Annotated in this window: 15 protein-coding genes; 9 read left to right on the plus strand and 6 right to left on the minus strand. The window is 56.2% G+C overall.

The features are described 5' to 3' along the window. The first annotated feature begins 1 nt into the window (after position 1). Positions 2–1,492, plus strand: a complete 1,491-nt coding sequence (gene pyk / locus EGT74_RS00615; protein ID WP_123844512.1) for a pyruvate kinase — start codon at positions 2–4, stop codon at positions 1,490–1,492. Between the two features lie 53 nt (positions 1,493–1,545). On the opposite strand, the gene EGT74_RS00620 is transcribed toward pyk, so the two are convergent. Beyond that, the gene (locus EGT74_RS00620) at positions 1,546–2,808 is read right to left on the minus strand and encodes a PQQ-dependent sugar dehydrogenase (protein WP_123844513.1); all 1,263 of its coding nucleotides are present in this window, start codon (positions 2,806–2,808) and stop codon (positions 1,546–1,548) included. A gap of 294 nt (positions 2,809–3,102) precedes the next feature. Between EGT74_RS00620 and EGT74_RS00625 the strand changes: the two genes are divergently transcribed. Continuing rightward, on the plus strand, positions 3,103–3,549 hold the full coding sequence (locus EGT74_RS00625; protein ID WP_158617945.1) for a VOC family protein: 447 nt from the start codon (positions 3,103–3,105) through the stop codon (positions 3,547–3,549). A gap of 72 nt (positions 3,550–3,621) precedes the next feature. Here the strand turns inward: EGT74_RS00625 and EGT74_RS00630 are convergent, their stop codons facing one another. After that, on the minus strand, positions 3,622–4,785 hold the full coding sequence (locus EGT74_RS00630) for an MFS transporter (RefSeq protein WP_123844515.1): 1,164 nt from the start codon (positions 4,783–4,785) through the stop codon (positions 3,622–3,624). A gap of 57 nt (positions 4,786–4,842) precedes the next feature. Here EGT74_RS00630 and EGT74_RS00635 point away from each other — a divergent pair, with 57 nt between their 5' ends. From EGT74_RS00635 to EGT74_RS00650, 4 genes are all read left to right on the plus strand, one after another. Then, positions 4,843–6,198: an NAD-dependent succinate-semialdehyde dehydrogenase gene (locus EGT74_RS00635; RefSeq protein WP_220392784.1), complete on the plus strand. Its 1,356-nt coding sequence runs from the start codon at positions 4,843–4,845 to the stop codon at positions 6,196–6,198. 72 nt (positions 6,199–6,270) lie between these two features. After that, entirely contained in the window at positions 6,271–7,455 is a 1,185-nt protein-coding gene (locus tag EGT74_RS00640) for a glycosyltransferase family 87 protein (protein ID WP_123844516.1), read from the plus strand. A gap of 16 nt (positions 7,456–7,471) precedes the next feature. Further along, on the plus strand, positions 7,472–8,230 hold the full coding sequence (locus EGT74_RS00645; RefSeq protein WP_123844517.1) for a glycosyltransferase: 759 nt from the start codon (positions 7,472–7,474) through the stop codon (positions 8,228–8,230). Between the two features lie 2 nt (positions 8,231–8,232). Further along, positions 8,233–9,015 carry a polysaccharide deacetylase family protein gene (locus EGT74_RS00650; RefSeq protein WP_123844518.1) on the plus strand — a complete coding sequence of 261 codons (783 nt, stop codon included), beginning with the start codon at positions 8,233–8,235 and terminating at the stop codon, positions 9,013–9,015. Positions 9,016–9,232: 217 nt separating this feature from the next. Here EGT74_RS00650 and EGT74_RS00655 read toward each other — a convergent pair whose 3' ends face one another. Continuing rightward, positions 9,233–10,492: a DUF6807 domain-containing protein gene (locus EGT74_RS00655; RefSeq protein WP_123844519.1), complete on the minus strand. Its 1,260-nt coding sequence runs from the start codon at positions 10,490–10,492 to the stop codon at positions 9,233–9,235. A 103-nt stretch (positions 10,493–10,595) separates the two neighbouring features. Between EGT74_RS00655 and EGT74_RS00660 the strand changes: the two genes are divergently transcribed. The 3 genes from EGT74_RS00660 (at position 10,596) to EGT74_RS00670 (ending at position 12,977) form a co-directional block, all read left to right on the plus strand. After that, entirely contained in the window at positions 10,596–12,095 is a 1,500-nt protein-coding gene (locus tag EGT74_RS00660; protein WP_123844520.1) for a hypothetical protein, read from the plus strand. Beyond that, positions 12,082–12,351, plus strand: coding sequence for a hypothetical protein (locus EGT74_RS00665; RefSeq protein WP_123844521.1), 270 nt, complete (start codon positions 12,082–12,084; stop codon positions 12,349–12,351). The genes EGT74_RS00660 and EGT74_RS00665 overlap by 14 nt, the downstream gene beginning before the upstream one ends. 134 nt (positions 12,352–12,485) lie before the next feature. After that, positions 12,486–12,977, plus strand: coding sequence for a hypothetical protein (locus tag EGT74_RS00670; RefSeq protein WP_123844522.1), 492 nt, complete (start codon positions 12,486–12,488; stop codon positions 12,975–12,977). Here EGT74_RS00670 and EGT74_RS00675 read toward each other — a convergent pair. The 3 genes from EGT74_RS00675 to EGT74_RS27130 form a co-directional block, all read right to left on the minus strand. After that, entirely contained in the window at positions 12,974–13,993 is a 1,020-nt protein-coding gene (locus EGT74_RS00675; RefSeq protein ID WP_123844523.1) for a dipeptide epimerase, read from the minus strand. The genes EGT74_RS00670 and EGT74_RS00675 overlap by 4 nt on opposite strands. Positions 13,994–14,805: 812 nt before the next feature. Further along, a complete protein-coding gene (locus tag EGT74_RS00680; protein ID WP_123844524.1) occupies positions 14,806–17,256 on the minus strand; it encodes a 4-alpha-glucanotransferase in 2,451 nt (816 codons plus the stop codon). An 88-nt stretch (positions 17,257–17,344) separates the two neighbouring features. Further along, positions 17,345–19,729, minus strand: coding sequence for a cellulase family glycosylhydrolase (locus tag EGT74_RS27130; protein WP_123844526.1), 2,385 nt, complete (start codon positions 19,727–19,729; stop codon positions 17,345–17,347). Between the last annotated feature and the right edge of the window lie 243 nt (positions 19,730–19,972).

A 19,972-nucleotide genomic window follows, 5' to 3' on the forward strand; every position in this document is an offset into this window, starting at 1 on the left:
TATGAGTACAAAAGATCTGTCCAAATACTTTCATAAAGGAATGGACAATGAAGCCGGATTGGCGCATTCAAAGCAGAAAACAAAGATTGTAGCTACCGTTGGCCCGGCTTGCGATACCTATGAGAAATTATTGGAGCTCGTTAAGGCAGGTGTGAACGTATTCCGCCTGAACTTCTCTCACGGCAGCCATGAAGACAAACTGCGCATCATCGGCTACATCCGCGAAATCAACAAAACAGAACCGTACAACATCGCCATCCTGGCGGACCTCCAGGGGCCGAAGCTGCGCGTTGGCGAAATCGAGAACAACGCCCTGCCCCTCAAAACAGGCGACATCCTCACCTTCACCACCGAAAAGTGCGTGGGCACCATGGAAAGGATCTATGTGTCGTACCACGACCTGCATAAAGATGTTCGTCCCGGCCAGAAAATCCTGCTCGACGACGGCAAGATCGAAACCGTTGTGAAGGAAATAACGCCCGACCACCTCATCAAAGCGGAGGTACTGCTGGGCGGCATCCTGTCTTCCAAAAAAGGTTTCAACCTGCCCGACACCAAAGTGAGCCTGCCTGCGCTGACCGAAAAAGACGTGGTGGACCTGGAGTTCATCATCGACCAGGAGTGCGACTGGGTGGCCCTTTCCTTCGTGCGTAACGTAAAAGACCTCGGCCTGCTGCGTAAACGCCTGAAAGAGCGCAATTCCAAAATGAAGATCATTTCCAAGATCGAGAAACCCGAAGCTATCCAGAACCTCAAAGAGATCATCTGGGAAAGCGACGGCGTGATGATCGCCCGCGGCGACCTCGGTGTGGAGCTGCCCGTAGAGCAGATCCCGATGATCCAGAAAGATATTATCCGTAAATGTATCCACCGCGCCAAGCCCGTAATCGTGGCTACGCAGATGATGGAAAGCATGATCGACCGTACCCGCCCCAACCGCAGCGAGATCACCGACGTGGCCAACGCTGTGCTGGAAGGCGCCGATGCGGTGATGCTGAGCGGCGAAACCGCCACCGGCAACCATCCTACCCTGGTTATCCAGACGATGCGCAAGATCATCGGTGAGGTGGAAAAAGAAAGCATCATCTACAACCGTAACCTGATCCCGCACCGCCACTCTCCCACCTTCCTGAGCGACGCATTGTGCTACAATGCCTGTAAGATCGCGGAAGACCTGGAGTCCGATGCGCTCATCGGGATGACGCAGAGCGGCTACACCGGCTTCATGCTGAGCAGCTACCGTCCCAAATCCCCGCTGTTCGTTTTCACCAAGGAAAGGACCCTGGTGAACCAGCTGAGCCTGAGCTGGGGCGTGCGTGCGTTCTACTACGGCGAAGAGGAAAGCCTCGACGATATCTTTGCCGATCAGATCAACATCCTGAAAGAACGCGGTTTCGTGAAAGGCAACGATGTGGTGGTGAACACCGGCAGCACGCCCATCAAGGAGCACCTGCCCACCAACATGCTGAAGATTACGAAAGTTCCTGAATAACTGAAAAAGGCCGGTGCGATACACCGGCCTTTTTTATTTTTGCTGCATACATTCTATTTCTTCCCTATCCGGTACAACCTGCCGCCGTCCGTAACCGCGTACAGCGCACCGTCCTTTCCTTCCGTGATATCCCGGAAGCGCTGCCCTTCGCCGGCCAGCAATCTTTCTTCACCGACCACCTTGTTGTTTTCAATCACGAGCCGTGCAATATGCGTACTGCTCAGGCCCGCTATGAACAGGTTGTTTTTCCATTCGGGGATGCCGCTTCCGCTATAGAAGGTGATGCCGCTGGGCGAAAGCACCGGGTCCCAGTAATACACCGGCTGTTCGAGGCCGGTTTTCACCTGGATGCTGTCGCCGATCTTTTTACCGCTGTACTCGATACCGTAGGTGATGGTGGGCCAGCCGTAGTTTTTGCCGGCTTCCACCCGGTTCAGCTCGTCGCCGCCCCTCGGGCCGAACTCGGTTTCCCAGAGGTCGCCCGTTTCGGGATGAAACGCCAGGCCCTGTACGTTGCGGTGGCCGTAAGAATACAGTTCCGGCCGCGCGTCCGCTTTGCCTTCAAAGGGATTCCCGGCAACGGGTTTGCCTTCTTTGGTGATGCGCACGATTTTTCCCAGACCGGACTTCAAATCCTGCGCCTGCGGCCTCGTAGCCAGGTCGGAGCGCTCGCCGGTGCTCACGATCAGGTTGCCGGCTTTATCAAACAATATACGGCCGCCGTAGTGCAGCGTACCGTCGTATGCAGGGGTCGCCTGGTAGATCACCGTAGCGCCTTCGATGCTTTTTTCGTCGGCCGACAGTTTGCCTTTTGCTACAGCCGTGAGCGTACCGCCCGGCAGTTGCTGGGAAAACACCCAGTATACCATACGGTTGCTGCTGAAATCGGGGTCTACCCGCAGGCCCAGCAAACCGCCCTGGCCGTTTGAGTTGACAGGCGGAATGCCCGTGATTTGCGCACCCGTTTTACCATCGGCAGCGGCTATGCGCATGGTGCCTTTTTTCTCGGTGATGAGGAAACGGCCGTCGGGGAGCGAAGTGATGCCCCAGGGCGACTGGAGGCTGGAGTCCAGCACCCGGAAGTCGTACGCGGCGGAGGTGGTCACGCTGCCTATCCTGGTCTGTCCCGGAAATGCCGGCTGATATTCGGTATTTGCCTTTTGGGTTTCCACAGGAGGGCCGGTGACAATGGCGGGTGTGCTGTCTTTCGACGCAGTGTCTTTGTTCGCGGTGGAGCCCTGTCCGCAGGAGCTCACAGCCAATACGACGCCTGCGCAGAGCATGGCCGGCCAGTGAGGGTTCAGGTGTTTTTTCATATGGTTCTGACAGTTTACTGTACAAGATAAGGCAGTTTCGGGCAAAAACGGCCCCGTCCATCCATTTGGGGGATGAAATTATGATGAAAACACGGGCGGCTTTATCATACAACGGCACAACATTCAAGTGGTAACGACCAGGGTGCAGCATAGGCCCTTCATAAAAACGGCTGTGAAGAACAGATTTTCTCTCCAGCACGAAAGGGCGTAATTTCGGGATACATGAAAACACCTTGCACAATGGCCCTGCCGGCGGTATTGCCGTTCTGCAAGCCTCCTGCAAAAAACAACATCATGGAACAACGACTGAGCATTATTACCATCGGCGTAGACAGCCTGCCCGCCATCCGCGATTTTTACGAAAACAAATTCGGATGGAAGCCCGTGGCTGTCAATAAAGACATCGTATTCTACCAGACGGGCGGCAGCCTGATCTCATTCTTCCCGGCGAAGGTGCTGATGGACGACGCGAAGGTGCCATTCTCTCCCACCACCACACGGCACTATGCGCTCGCGCAGATCCTGCCCACCGAGCAGGAAGTGGACGCACTGTATGCAGAATTGGAACAGAAAGGCGTAACGATCGTCAAACGCCCGGTCAAAACATTCTTCGGCGCATATACAGGGTATGTGCAGGACGTGGAAGGCAACCTCTGGGACATCGGCACCAACCCGCTTATTCCGCTCGATAAAAACGGGAACGTGATACGGCATGAAGATATCAGCCATCTGGAGCAGTGAAATGAGCGTTTTGTGAGTTATTGCTCAAATGAGATATAGCAGGAGGCGTACACCTGCTGTCGACGACGTATGCTACTGACCGTCCTTTTTGTACGTCACACTATAAATGATTACCGCTACCAGCATAATGCCCAGCCCGGCGAGGCATACGCCGCCCCACTTGCCGATGTCCCATACCAGCAGTCCGATGCCGGAGCCCAGCGAGGTGCCGATGAAACTCACGGTCATAAACACGGTGTTCATGCGGTTGCGCGCTTCAGGCAACAGGGCGTAGATGCGGGTTTGATTGGATACGTGCACGCCCTGCAGGCCGAGGTCGAGCAGGATGATGCCGATCACGATGCCGATGATGGACGTGCGGAAAAACCAGAAGATCACATAACCCGCAATCACACAGGCGATCCCGTAACCGATGGCGATGCGCGGGTTTTTACGGTCGGCGATCTTGCCGATGAGCGGGGCGCCTAACGCGCCGGTGGCCGCCGCGAGGCCTAACAGGCCGATCACGTCGCTGCCATAGTTGAAGGGAGCATTCGACAACAGAAACACGGAGGTGGTCCAGAACAGGCCGAAAACGCCGAAAGCGCAGGCATTGATGAACGATGCCTCACGGAGCAAAGGCTGTTCCTTCACCAGCACGAGCACGGAGCGCATCAATGCGCCGTAGCTGCCGGTGAAAGAAGGTTTGCTCGAAGGAAAACTCGCCGCCATCACGATCAGCATTACAAGCGACATGCCGCCCGCGATCCAGAACATCGCCCGCCAGCCCATGTGCTCCCCTATCACGCCGCTGATGGTGCGCGACAGGAGGATGCCGATCAGGAGGCCGCTCATCACGACCCCGATCACTTTACCGCGCTGCTGCGGTTCGGCGAGGCTGGCGGCCATGGGCAATATCAGCTGCGGCACAATGGAGGTGAACCCGATCACGAAACCCATTATTTTCAGCATGGTGATATTAACGGACAGCGCCGTGGCGAACAACGCCGCAACGGCCAGCGCCGTCATCGTCATGATCTGTTTTTTCCTTTCCAGTTTGTCGCCCAGCGGCACACAGAACAACAGCCCCAAGGCATAACCGATCTGTGTGAAGAAAGTGACCTGTCCCGCATTGGACTCCGATACGGAAAATTCATCGCTGATGAGTACCAGCAACGGCTGGGCGTAGTAGATATTGGCAACGATGAGGCCGGTGCAAAGGGCCATCACCGCGATGTTCAGTTTGCTTAAAGACATGTTCCGCGCGTTAAGGCTGCAAAGTTATGTCTTTTGTAAATTCCGTAACTTCATAACATGATGTTCACGAGCATATATCCATTCACGCAGGAAACGATCGCGGAGTATCCCGCGCATACGAAAGAGCAGATTGAAAGCAGGCTGCAGGAAGGCTGGAAGGCGTTTGCGGCGCTCAGGCAGGCCGGCACGGCGCAGCGCGCGGCCTGGATGATGCGGGTGGCGGAACTGCTGAAGAATAACGTGACGGAACACGGCACGCTCATCTCGCGCGAAATGGGCAAAACCCTCAAAGAGGCGAAGGCCGAAGTGCTGAAGTGCGCCACTACGGCGGAATATTATGCCGCCAACATCGACGCGATGCTGCAGCCGCGGCTCATCACCACCGAAGGTAAAAAAAGCTACGCCGCCTTTGAGCCCAAAGGCATCATCCTGGCCATCATGCCCTGGAACTTCCCTTACTGGCAGGTGTTCCGCTTCGCCATTCCCAACCTGCTGGCAGGCAACGCCGCCGTGCTGAAACATGCCAGCAACGTGAGCGGCTGCGGGCTGGCCATCGAAAAAGTATTCCGGGAAGCGGGCTTCCCGGAGGGCGCCTTCCAGGCGCTGCTCGTATCGTCGAAAAAAATGGAACCCATCATCGCCGACCCGCGCATACAGGGCGTTACCCTTACCGGCAGCACCCCTGCCGGTATGAGCGTGGCGGGCCTGGCCGGTAAATACATCAAAAAAACGGTGCTGGAGCTGGGCGGCAGCGATCCCTTCATCGTACTGAAAGACGCCAACCTTGCAGAAGCCGCCAAAACGGCCGTGAAAGCCCGGATGCAGAACGCCGGGCAGTCGTGCATCGCCGCCAAACGCTGGATAGTGGAACAACCCGTTGCCGAAGATTTTATCCAGCAGGTGCAGTCCATCATCACCTCCCTGCGCCAGGGCGACCCTTTCCTGCCCGACACCGATACCGGCCCGATGGCGCGCCCCGACCTTGCCGACGAAGTTTCGAAACAGATGAACCAGAGCATCGCCCGCGGCGCCCAGCTGCTGGCCGGCGGGGAGCAGGACGGCTGCAACTTCATCCCCGCATTGCTGACCGGTGTACAGCCCGGGATGAGCGCCTTCGACGAAGAAACCTTCGGACCGCTGGCCGCCGTTATTACCGCCAACGACGAAGCGTCGGCCATCCGCCTGGCCAACCAGACGCCTTTCGGGCTGGGCGCCAGCCTGTGGACCAAAGACCTGGAAAAAGCCGCCCGCCTCGCCACGCTGATCGACAGCGGGAACGTGTTCGTCAATGCCATGGTACGCTCCGATGCCCGCCTGCCCTTCGGCGGCGTCAAACAATCCGGTTACGGCCGCGAACTCTCCATAGAGGGCACACACGAATTCCTCAACATCAAAACCGTGTATATCCAGTAAAAAAATTTTAGCGCTCAAATGGGGGTAAGCTGTATCTTGAGATGTCTTATACCTGACCACTTAACCTAACATGTGAGGCCTTTAACAAAAAGACCATCGGCTACCCGTATGGGTATCCGGCTGCGCAACGCGTTATCAGGACAAACCGCCATCATTTCAGCGTACCTGCTGGTGGTGCTGGTATTGTACATACAGCTCGCCGTGAGCGGGCGTTATAACAATTTCATCATCTTCCGCAGCTCCTGGAGTCACCTGCTGGCGGGCCTTCCGCTGTACGACCTGTACCCGGGGGAATATTTCGACTACTTTCTTTACCATCCCAGTTTCCCGGTTTTATTTTCACCGTTTGCCGCATTGCCGGCGAAGGCGGGCCTGTTGTGCTGGCTGACTTTCAGCGCCGCCATCTTCCTGTATGCTGTCCACCGCCTGCCGCTGCCGGAACGCACCCGGCATACCCTGGCCTGGTGCCTGTTGCTGGAACTGGGGAACGCGCTGCAATCGTCGCAAACCAACCCGGCCATGACGGCGTTTATGCTGCTGACGCTGGTGCATCTGCAAAAAGAGGAGCCGGCGAAAGCTGCGGCATTTACCTGTCTTGCTTTTTTCATCAAAGGTTACGGCGCCATCGTGGGCCTGCTCTTTGTGTTTTATCCGAAGCGATGGCAGTATGTCAATTATTGCCTCCTCTTCGGCGTTACCGGCACTCTATTACCGCTCCTGTTCATATCTCCCGAAACGCTTACGGCCTATTACACGGCATGGGTGCAGCTGCTCACCGGCAGCACCATCAAAGAAGACGGTTCGCTGCTCGGATCACTGCGTTACATCACCGGGCTTGCCGCTCCTTATACAGACGTGGTACTGCTGGCAGGCATGTTCCTGCTGGCAGGCATTTTTACGACCGCGCTGGTGCGCCGGCCGCGGGGGAGCGCCATGCTTGTGCTGGCAGCCCTCATGATATGGATCGTGATCTTTAACCAGAGCGCAGAATCGCCCACCTACGTCATTGCCGTTACCGGCGCCGCAATGGCCTTGCTCATGCCGCCGATGCAGCCCGTGGCCAGGTATCTGCTGATCACGATGCTGGTGGTGACCTGCCTCTGCCCTACCGACCTTGTACCGAAAGCCATCAATAACATCGCCGTTACGTACCGTGTGAAAGCGCTGCCCTGCGTGGCGGTGCTGCTGTACATACAATGGCGGCTACTGACTCTAACACCGGACCGGCTGCGTCAAAAATCGCCGGCCATGCTTTAATGCCAAAACAACTGTTATGCCAGCAACGAAGATCAAAACAACATCCCTACTCCCCAGGCACCTGCAGCCGGCTGCGGGTTTCGACCTCGTATTGCCATGCTATGATCCTCCGCAGCACTGGGCGGATCAGCTCTGTGCCGATTTTTACCAGCTCCGCGCGGCCCTGCCGGGCATTCCTGTTCAGCTGATACTGGTGATAGACGGGCCCGCCAAACACGTTACACCGGCCACGCTGCAATACCTGCAACATGAAATACCCGGCATCAGGGTGATCCACCACCCCGTGAACCGCGGCAAGGGATACGCGCTGCGGCTGGGCGTTGCCGTAGGCGACAGCCCGTTCCAGGTGTGCACGGATATCGACATCCCGTTCGGCCCCACCGCCATTGCGGAAGCGTTTGACCTGTTGCAGCATGGCGCCGATGTGGTGGCCGGCGTGCGCAGCCCTGCCTATGCCAAATGCCTGCCCCGCCAGCGGAAGCTCATCAGCGGCGTCAACCGAATGCTGAACCGGTACCTGCTGCACCTGAAAGTAACCGACGCGCAGGCCGGGCTGAAAGCCTTTAACAGCAAGGGCCGCGAGGCCTTTCTTTCCACCAGCGTCAACGGTTTCCTGTTCGACAGCGAATTTGTATACCGCGCCGGCAAAAACCGTTCGATGGTGATCAGCACCGTGCGCATTCATTGCCGGCAGGGCATCCGCTTTTCGGCGTTCAGAACAAAAGTATTGTGGCGTGAGTTACGGAATTTCTTAGGTATCCTGTTCATCAGTTAGACATGAAAAACAACAGCTTATTAATCAGCGTGGATGTGGAAGAATTCGACATCCCGGAAGAGTATGGCCAGTATTTGCGCGAGGAAGAAAAAAAATGCGTGACGTACCGCGGCATTTTGAAAACACTCGCCCTCTTCGACGAACTCGACATCCGCGCCACATTTTTTATCACAGCCTACTGGGCGCAACAGTTTCCGGCGATGGTGCAGCGCATCGCCGCCAAACACGAGATTGCCTCTCACGCATTTTTTCACAACACCTTTCATGAACGCGACCTGCTGAATGCGCGGCTGGAACTGGAGCATATCAGCGGACAACAGGTGCTGGGCTTCCGGATGCCGCGGCTGCAACCCGTCAGTATCACCGCCCTGGCCGATGCCGGTTACCGGTACGATGCCTCACTGAACCCCACCTGGCTGCCGGGGCGCTATAATCACCGGCGCGCACCGCGGGCCGTGCACCGCAATGGCCCCTTGTGGGTAATGCCCTCCGCCGTTACGCCCCGGTTTCGCATCCCCGTGTTCTGGCTGAGCGCGAAAAACTTCCCGCTATGGTTCACGCGCTATTGTATTTCCCGCGTGTTGCAGGGAGGTGGTTACTTTTCCTTTTATTTTCATCCCTGGGAACTGGAAGACCTCGCCCCTTACCAATTGCCGTGGTATGTGAAAAACAGGTGCGGCGAAAGCATGTACGAAAGGCTGTACGCCATCTTCAGCGGGTTGAAAACGAAAGGGGAATTCATGTCGCACGCGGATTACCTGCAACGGCGGTTGCTGATTACGTAAGTGGTCGTTTATACATCGTGTGCCGTATTGTTCCGCGGATGGTGACAGATGATGGTTGCTGTTGGGCGAAGGCCCTTCGTTACAGAAGCCCGTTTATGAGACGGATGGGTGACGCAAACCGCTACCTTTAGAACAGCATTTCAGATTTCGTTTCGACGACACCTGCATGGGATGCATGTTGCATGGGGCGTGGCGGATGGCCGCCATAAACCGCTACTTACCGGCCCGGTGAACCGTTTTTCTGATTCCGTTTCGACGACACCTGCACGGGATGCGCAAAATCGTTCCAGTAGGCTTCAGCCTGCGCGGGCGTCGGGTCTTCATCGAAGGTAATGATGCGATAGCGCTGTGTGTAGGTTTTGCCGGGCTCGAGCGTCCAGCTGTAGTCTTTGGTAGGACTGAACATCGCGAACACCTGTCCCTGCTGGTCTTTCTCCGGCCATACCCGTACCGGCTGCGGGGCGCGGAAATTGTCCGGCGCCGAGAGGATCAGCAGGCCCGCCATGCCATTGTCCAGGTTGCCGGCGATCTTGATCCAGCGGGCGTGGGTGGAATCCGCATTCTTGCGGGTTTTGCCTTCGGACGTCAGCACCGCACTGTTTTCATTATTCCAGGCGGCGTTGCCACGGATGGCGAAACCGCCGCCGTAGCGGTATTTGTTCAGGGTGATGGGCGACGGGCCGGCGCAACGCAGGATGGACGTAAAATCCCACATGAAGGTCTCTCCGTCCGAAGCATACACCGCCACATCCAGCACTTCGTTCATCGCCACTTTTTCCTTCCCGTCTTTTTTAAACGCTACGTGCTCCTGCAATGCCCTGAAGCCACCATCCGTAGCATAGAACTGTTTGAACCGCACCGTGCCGGAACGTTTTTTCAGGTTCCAGAAATCGACGGTGTCCCCTTCAAACTGCGTGTCCGTCCAGGGGTTCCAGATGCCGAAGTGATGATAGTGGTCTTTGGGATGAATATTGGTAAGCACCTTGCCGCCCGGCGTCCATGCCGGATGGATGAAGCCGCTGCGTTCGAAGGCAGGGTCCGCTCCCGGCGGAGGCGGCACCACGGCATGGTAATAACGCAGCACGGGTTTGTTGCCTGCCAGTACCGTTACCGCGCTGTCGTCTTTCGCGACGGTCACATTGTCACGCGCGGGCGGCACAGCGGCCCCTTTCTCCCGCACCAGTTCATAATGCAGCGTAACACCGGCTTTCACATGGCCGTTGAGCTGCCATTCCACAGCGGCGGGGCGGGCCTGCAGGCGCGCGGGTACGGCCCTGCGTACCTTGCCTTCCAGCTGGTACAACACGAGGCCGCTGGTGTCGGATAACCCGGGACTGCCGATTTCATAGCGGACCGGGCTGTTGTAACGGTCGTAGCCGCCGGTTTGTACGGTGATCTGTGCAACGGTGGTTTGCGCCTGCGCGCCGAACGCTGCCAGCAGCAGCGGTAATGAAAGACAATAACGTGGGTTCAGCATGTTAAAACCGTTTGAAGGTTATTGGTAAAATAGCGATTCCCACCGGTTTATGCAATAATTCGTATCTTAACATTTCAATTTAACCCCCAAAAGCTACCCCAAAATGAAAACTGACAAACTGATCGTTTGCAACCGATCCGCGCTTGTTAAAAAGTATGGCGCCAAACATACCTCCATACTGAAAGATCTCACCACCATCCGGCAATCCGACAAAAAACGCGGGCTGAACACGACCATTGTGTTCATCGACGATGCGATGGCGATGAAGGCGTACAAAGCCGCGGCGGTGAAGGACGAAACAAGCCCCAAACAAAACAAGACGGCCATCGATGCCGTGTACAAAAAACTGCAGCCCGATTACCTGATGATTGCCGGCGCACAGGATGTAATCCCTTTCCAGCCGCTCGAGAACCAGCTGTATGGGGAAGACGACGAAGACGAAACCGTTCCTTCCGACCTGCCTTACGCCTGTGAAGCCGCTTACAGCACCAATCCCGGCAAGTTCATCGCGCCCACGCGCGTGGTGGGCAGGCTGCCGGATCTGCCCGGCGGAAAAGACCCTGCGTATTTCCGCTCGCTCGTCAAAGACATCACCGGCGCCAAACCCGCCAATGAAAAAGATTACCGGCGTTATTTTTCCGTGAGCGTGCACGACTGGCGGCTGAGCACGCAGGAAAGCCTGATGCGCATATTCGGCGATAACCGGCAGTTGCAGATCTCGCCCGTGAGCGGCCCGCAATGGAGCAGTACGCAGCTGAAACCCAAAACACATTTCATCAACTGCCACGGTTCACTCGAAGACCCCTGTTTTTACGGCCAGAAAGGCGACAGATATCCCGAAGCGGTGAACGCAAAGCTGCTGGCCAAAAAGATCAGCAAAGGCACCATCGTGGCCGCGGAATGCTGCTACGGCGCACAGCTGTACGATCCGTCGCTGACGGAAACCGACCAGCCGAGCATCGCCAATACCTACCTGCAGCATCATGCGCTGGCATTCACGGGCAGCTCCACCATCGCCTACGGCCCCACCGAGGGCCAGGGCCTTGCCGACCTGCTCACCCAATACTTTATCATCAACACCATCAAAGGCGCATCCACCGGCCGCGCGCTGCTGGAAGCCCGGCAACGCTTCCTCGATGAGATGGGCCCCACGCTCGACCCATACGAGCTCAAAACCCTCTCGCAGTTCTACCTCCTCGGCGACCCTTCGCTGACGCCCGTGGCCACCCCGCCGGCCATTGCCAAACGGGGCATGGACGTACGCAGCAACCGCCGCGACAACATGGTGGCCAAAGGCGCTGCACTCAGCAGCTTCATCGCCGTGCCCAAAGAAGTGAGTGGGAAAGCCGCCGCACCGCTGCAAAAAGACATCACGGCATTATTACGCTCCAGGAAGTTCAGCGCAGGCGCCAATAAAAAGGTATTTGAAAACGAACCGAAGGCCTCGCCGCTCACCCGCGGCATGAAATCGATGCAGGCCCCTGTGAAATTTCATGTATATTCGACATCATCTTACCACGGCAGGTTCAAAAAAACGAAAGTGCTGGTGGTGAAAGAAAGAAACGGAGATATCATCGGATACCGCGAATATGTCAGACGATAAAAAGAAAGTCATTACCGTAAAAGGCCAGCTGGTGCTGAAAACTTTTGCGCGCACTACCAAAAGCGAAAGCCTTGGGGTGTACCTCCGGACGGCAGACGGCAGCTTCCTGATCCGTCCTGCCGGCCGGAATCCCTTTATGGATAATCCATTGGCCGAGCTGGCCGGCAAATACATCGAAGCCGAAGGCCGGAAAAGCGACTATGTATTTTTCGCCCGCAGGTGGAAGGAAATCACGGAGGAAGAAGCCGGGCTATAACCCGGAACGAGCCGCTATAAAAGGCTGCGGCGTAATTGTTAACACCCAAATCATCGTGTTCGCTCCACCTGTCCTTATTCCCCTTCCCATCCACGAAACACTTCGTAAATTCGGAGCACAATAAATCTGTCGCTATGATCCGCCATTCTCTCATCCGGCAGGCTGTTATTGTGTTTGCAGTCATTCTGTTGAGCATCCCCCTGCAGGCCGTCAGCCAGCGCACTCCCAGTATTATGCAGCAAAAAACCGCTGCCCTTCTCGGTAAATACCTGATTTCGTTCCGGTCAGACGCCGGCATTCTCCGGTACATCCTGCACATCGACAGCGTGCGGGGCGTATTTTTTTACGGCCGAATGGAAAACGATCTGCGCTACCATCCCAAGCGCCACGACTTCTGCTACATCAAAGGCGTGCTGGCGGAAAGAAAGGATTATGATTTTGTGATGAAGCCGGTGCTGACGTACGAAAGCAAATACAATCTCTCCTGTGCGCCCTATGAATGGGTGCTGAACAACAAAACGTACTTCCGCCTCGACAAGGATGTGATCAGGGGATATATGCTGGTGGCTAACAGCGCCGAGATGGCGCCGTTCGCGTTTTCGGGCATGCGCCAGCTGCCGCTTTAGAAAGCCCTGTGCAGCTCTGCGCCCGTGCCGTTGCCTTTGGCGTAATAAATCACGCCGTCGCGAATCTGCACCCCGTCTGCCGTGTCTTCCGCGAGCAGCAGCGGGCCGTCCATATCCACATAATCGAGGTAAGGCAACAGGTGTGCCACGGCAGAAGTGCCTACGGTGCTTTCGTTCATGCTGCCCGTCATCACTTTCATGCCCAGCGATTTGGCTTCCAGTATCATTCTGCGGGCAGGCGTGATGCCGCCGCATTTGGTGAGTTTGATGTTGATGCCGTGGAAATAGCCGTGGCATTTCTGTACGTCCGCCTCCACGATGCAGCTTTCGTCTGCGATGAGCGGCAATGTGGATTCGCTGAAGACTTTTTTCATGCCGTCCCAATCTGCCGCGGGCATAGGCTGTTCGATGAATTCCACACCGAGGTTTTTGAAAGCCGCCGCGTTGCGCAGCGTTTCATCCACGCCCCAGGCACAATTCGCATCCACCCTGAAAGTAGCGGTGGTGTGCTTGCGCAGCTCGGTGATGATGGCGATATCTTCTTTGGTACCCAGTTTGATTTTATAAATCGGCCAGGGAAACTCCCGTAATTTTTTGACCATGTTCTCCACCGTATCTATACCGATGGTATAGTCCGTGAGCGGGTTATGCGACGGGTCGAGGCCCCATACTTCGTAGAGTTTTTTGCCGAGTTTTTTAGCATAAAGGTCATGCGCCGCCAGGTCGAGCGCGCAGAGCGCGAACATATTGTCTGCCAGGCGCGGATACATCGCTTCCCAGAAAGCCTCCGGCGTGTCGAGGCGGTAACCTTCGATGAACGCGCGGTGTGCATTGATGGCCTTCATCAGGTCCGGCACGGTGATGTTGTAATAGGCATTATCGGCCGTCTCTCCCAGCCCGCTGAACCCGTCCTGCTTCAGTTCTGCCACCAGCAGCGGCTGCACGTCCTTGCTTTTCCGGGAAATGGTGAAAGTATGCCGGAATCTCAGTTCGAAGGGATATAAAGTCAGCTCCATAGGTTAAATATACAGTGGTATTTATGAATTTCCTACCGGGTGGGCTGATGATGGCTGTTCCAGGTAATGCAGCCTACGGTATCCGGGTAGGAGTCTGATTGCCGGCGGGGTTGGGGGGTGTGGCGTGTGGTGAGATAAAAGGTAAAATTACTTGCGGCATATTTGGTGGCGTTTGTTGGAGATGAAAGGTAAAAAGTGACCGCAGATTATTTGCCCGCAAATTCTGGGCATATGGCGCGCGGTGAGATGAAAGGTGAAAGCGGTCTGTCGATTAGCTGCCGGCAGGCTTGGGGGATACAGGGCGCGGCGAGATGAGTGGTGAAGCGGCCTGCCACATATGCCTGCCAATCACTTGCTGCAAGTTCGGGAGCATATGGGCATGCAGCGAAGATGAAAAGTGAAAGCGGTCTGCCGATAACCTGCCGGCAGGCTCGGGGGATACACGGCGCGGCGAGATGAGTGGTGAAAGCGGCCTTCAACATATGCCTGCCAATTACTTGCCGCAAGTTCGGGAGCATATGGCATGCGGTGGAGGTGAAAGGTGAAAGCGGGCCTGCTAATTACCTGCCGGCAGGTTAGAGGGATATAGGGCGCGGTGAGATGAGTGGAGAAGCGGCCTGCCACATATGCCGTGCGGTGAGGATGAAATGTAAAACCGGTCTGTCAATTACTTGCGGCTGGTTCGTGGGCATATGGTGTACGGTGGAGACGAGAGATTGAGGTGGCCTGATCAAGAGCCTTACCGGAGAATTACGGGCAGGTAATCAGCATACAATAGAAGTGACTGACGATGATGATCCGGCAAATGCAGTTTACCGTCCGCTTTCCTTTATCAGTTTTCCGATGAGCGTGTTCAACCGGTCAGCGCCGCATAACGCTTCGAGCGTGAGCGGCATGCGGTAGCGCCAGTACCAGGGCATCACGGCGGGGTTGTTGATCCTTTCCTGTTCCGGCGGCAGTTGCGGGAGTGAAGCATCAAGGCTCAACCAGTCCTGTAGCAGCGGAATGCACCACATCGCCTGCGATTGCAGTTGTGCTGCAAGCACCTGCCGTCCATCGGCAGGGCGCCATTCGCGGAGGGTTGGCATATCGTGGGTGGAAGGTGTGATCACGGAGAGATAAGGCGCATCCGCAGGGCGGCGGCCGGGATGTTTGGGCATGTGCTCTACTTCCAGCGACAGGATGCCCAGTTGCCGCATCACACCAGGTACGCTGTGCGGCACCATGCCGAGGTCTTCCCCGCATACCAGCATGTCCGTGGCCTGTTGCAGCACCGGTAGTTTACGCAGCGCTTCCAGTTCCCACAGTTCATTATGCCGGAAATAAAAAAAGTGTTCGGCCAGTTTTTGCAGGCGCTGCTGCACGTCCGTATCCAGTGCCTCGAAAGAGCTGGTGCGGTGAAGGTGGAAACGGGGATGATAGCTGCCGGGAGAAGATTCTATCAGCAGCACATTGGTGATCAGGCAGAGCAGCCCTTCCGTCACGGATGGTTCCAGCTCCGCATCCAGTACGCCGGTCTGCGTGCGGAAACCTTCCAGCAGCCTGTAGTGCCCGCCGCCGGAGGGCTCCAGGCAAACGGCCTTCACCGTTACGGCCTGTGCGCCGAACAACCGGTACAGTACCGCATCGGTGATATAAGGTTCGCAGTAACGTTCCCGGCTAAACGGGATGCCCCACTGCTGTAATTCATCTTTGGTGAGGGGGAGCGCCGGTTCGAAATATCCCAGTATGCCGTCTTTCGCGTGCCGGGGGATTTGCCAGATTCGGAAAAACCCGAGAATGTGATCGATGCGGTAAGCGGAAAAATATTGCGCCATATGCCGCAACCGCTGCCTCCACCAGGCATATCCTTCCGCTTCCATGGCGGGCCAGTTGTAGGTCGGGAAGCCCCAGTTCTGTCCTCTTTCTGCAAATTCATCCGGCGGCGCACCTGCCTGCAACCCGGTATGGAACAGCCCCGGGAAGGCCGCCACATCCGCGCTTTGCAGGCTTACACCGATAGGCAGGTCGCCCTTTATCGCCACCCCTTTGCTGCGGGCATAGGCTACCGCCTCACTCAACTGACAATGCAGCTGATACTGCACGAAATAATAAAACGAAGCGTTCTCTTCATTATCGCGTTTGCAACAGAATGAGGCGTAAGGTTGCAGCCAGTATTCGTTCGCCGCCGCCCATGCGTGAAATGCCGCATCCGGCACGTGTTCCCGGTGCAGCAATCGCAGGCATTGCATTTTATACTGGATGACCGCTTCATAATCGAGCAGGGCTGCGGCGTTGAGCCGGGATTGCGTGGCGGCATAGCCGGCGTTAAGTAATATGTCCACCGGTGTATTAGCGGCCGTATGTGCTGCGCTGCCAAAGGCGCCTTTTGATTTCGCTATTGCTTCCTCCACAGCCGGCAGGTGCGCGTACACAGGGTGCAACGCAAAAGCAGAGATCACCGCATAAGGATAAGAATCCGTCCAGGAGTAATTCACCGTGGTGTCGTTCACCGGCAATAACTGGATCATGCGCAGACCGGTCTGCGCCGCCCAGTCTGCCAGCAGCCGGATGTCGGCAAACTCCCCTACCCCGCAGCTTCGTTCGGAACGGAGTGAGAACAACGGCACGGCCACGCCGGCTCCTTTCGGCGGCTGATCATAAAAACGGGTGAACCCGTCCTGTACGATCGTATGCGTACCCGTGATCACCCTGCGGTTCTCGCCGGCTTCGTACCGGCCGGCGCGGAAGTATTTGTATTCGATGTGGCTGCCCGCGGGTATTTGCAGGGATACGCCGAAATAACCGTCGTTACCGCATTGCAGCTGCACAGCTTTCGTTTCGTTCCAATTGCCTAATGCGGGGATGTTACCCATGAGCCATAGCGGCCCTTGGGATAAAGGGGAACGTACTTTGAAGTGGCAGTTACCCGTAGACCTTTGCGATATATTATCTGCCTGTGCATCCTCTGCACCCGGCTGTGCCATCCGGAACGGCGCGGTCAGCCATACATTCTCCACTGCACCGGGATGCACCCACTCGTCCCGCACGGTCAGGTCATCATTATTCGTAATGGAAATACGCTTCTCATTTTTTCCCGCCAGCCCGTTCAGCAGGTAATGATAGTGCAGCACAGCGGGCGCTTCCATCTCCAGCTCCACCCACCAGGTATTGGCATCGAGGTAAGCCATGGGTAATATGCTCACGGCATCCCCGCAGGTGTACGAAAGATACAGTTGCTCTCCCCAGGCCGATGCATACTGAACGTAGAAGCGAAGCGTCATCCGGGTAAATTACGAAAAAAAAGGAAGGTGCATAAACACCTTCCTTCTGATAACCTCCGCGATCCGGAGGACATCTTCCTTCAACCTTTTAATACTTCTGTATTTTTTTCGAGCTGGCTTTGCCCTGTTGTTCCAGTTTCAGGATGTAATTACCCGCAGGTATTTCACCACAACGGAACGGCACGGTATGTTTACCGGCTGTCAAATGCGAATTCACCAACACCGCAATCATCTTCCCGTTCATATCGAACACCGCGAGCCTGGTTTGCCCGGCTTTCTGCACGGTGAAGCTCACATTGGTCTGGCTGGAGAACGGATTGGGCGCGGCGGTGAGCCCCAATGCATCTTCCCCGCCCGCATCTTCGGTTTTCGCCATCGCCATAAACCCGGCGCCGCTGGAGGTATTGATCTCCACTTCGGTGTAACTGTTCCAGGCATTCACCGTATTGCCATGGCCGAGAATACGCACGTATTTCGCAGACGCGGGCGTGATGGCGAATGTTTCGAGATTCAGCGAGGTACCGCTGCTTTGCAGACCGGTAGCCGCATTCGTCCAGCTGGTCCCGTCCTGGCTCAGTTGAATATCGAAGTTGGAGCGGCGTTCATTGCCTTTAAAGAAAGCGATCTGCACATTGTTCACCGTTACGGCCGTGGTGCCCAAACAGAATTGTATCCACTGACCGTCGCCGCTGGCCGACCAGCGGGTATTCAAATCATTGTCGAGCACATTGGCGGGCACATTACCATCGTCGCCGCTGGCAGTTACGGGCTGGCAACTGGGTGGCGGCGCAATCTGCACCTGCACTTCGGTGTAGCTGTTCCAGGCATTCACGGTATTGCCATGCCCGAGGATGCGCACGTATCTGGCGGAAGCAGCGGTGAAGGAGAATGTTTCGAGGTTCAGGGAAGTGCCGCTGCTTTGCAGGCCGGTAGCCGCGTTCGTCCAGCTGGTGCCATCCTGGCTGAGCTGGATATCGAAAATGGAGCGGCGCTCGTTGCCTTTGTAGAAAGCGATTTTCACGCCGTTCACATTCTGCGCGGTAGCGCCTAAACAAAACTGTATCCATTGCCCGTCGCCACTGGCAGACCAGCGGGTGGCCAGGTTATTGTCCAGTACATTGGCCGCTACATTGCCGTCGTCACCGCTGGCAGACACCGGCGTGCAGCCGGGCGTGCCTGTTACGGTGATGTTGACGGCGGTGGAAGTTTTGGTGCCGCCTGCATTATCGGTGGCCTTGGCGGTAAGACTATAGCTGCCCGCTGCAACACCCGTCCAGGAGAACTCATATGGTGTTACGAGGTCTTCCCCGATTTTGTTGGCGCCTTCAAAAAATTCCACTTTGGAAATAGTGCCGTCCGTATCAGCCGCAGTGGCTGTGATGTTCACGGTAGCCGGTGCGGTGAAAGTAGCGCCCGCAGCAGGTGACGTAATGCTCACCGTAGGCAACTGGTTACCGCCGCCGGGGAAATCGTCCGCCGGCACAAGCATTCTTTCCCGTATCCACGCACCGGCAGGTTTCAGGCGCGCGGTGGTCCAGGGTCCGCTGCCGCAGGTACCCGCCAGCCACACGGCGCCGGAGCGGCTGTCGTCTGAATAGTTCCAGTTACACCAGCTGATTTTTTTCTGCCGCATCAGGTCGATATATTGCTGCGTTCTGGTGAAATCGTTCGCGCCGTCGCCGGAAGCTTCCTGTGATCCGAACTCGGTTACGAATACCGGCAACCGGTCGGCCGCCCAGCTCAGCTCATTGAGATATTCAGTGCCGTGCGATTTGGCGTAAAAGTGAAAGGTGTACATAATGTTGGAGAAACTGAGCGGGTTGCTCACGATATCCTGTGCGCTGCGCCCATCGGAAATGCCCATGGAGGCCCAGGCGTGCGTGCCTACCAGCACCACCGCATCGCTGTCGATAGCGCGGATAACGGGGATGATCTGGTCTGCATACGTTTTGATGCGCGCCCAGGTAACGCCGTTGGGCTCGTTACATACGTCGTAGATGATGTTGTTCTTGTTTTTGTGCTGGTTCGCGATGGCCGTGAAGAAAGTCTTTGCCCTGGCGAGGTTGTAGTTGGGATCGCCCGGCGTCAGCTGATGCCAGTCTACCAGCGCATACATCCCGCGCTCAGTGGCCTCTTCGATGAGCCGGTTCACCTGCGCGGTGAAGCCGGCGGGATCTGTTTCATAGCCGCCCTCCTGTACATACAACGAAATACGAAGCACGTCTGCGCCCCAGTCGTAAGCCAGCGCGTCGAGCGAGGCTTCGGTAAGGCAGTCGCCCCACCCATACCATTGGATGCCATGCGTGCTCATCCCGCGTAACTGAATAGGGTTGCCGTACTGGTTGCACAACTTCAGGCCAATCACCTGCAACTGCCCGTTTTTGGCAACCGGCGTTTGTGCGAATGCTCCCGTGCCGCAGGTCAACAAACACAACAGGAGCCACAATACTGGAAAGGATACAAGTTTTTTCATAAAGGTTTTATTAAGGGTTACGAAAGGTGTAAACAATACAATCCCGGCCCGTGTTTACGGGCGTCTGGCGACATTAAAAGTGAGATGAGGTAAAGGTTAAATTGAAAGTCCGGTCAACAGCTTCATAACGTATCGTCAAAAATCAGGGCTCATACTGATTCATTTTCGCGCTAAAATGCAATCGTTTGCATAAATATAGATAATTTCATACAAACGGCGAAAGAACATGAAAAAAATATTTTA

This window comes from Chitinophaga lutea (assembly GCF_003813775.1).
Classification (GTDB): domain Bacteria; phylum Bacteroidota; class Bacteroidia; order Chitinophagales; family Chitinophagaceae; genus Chitinophaga; species Chitinophaga lutea.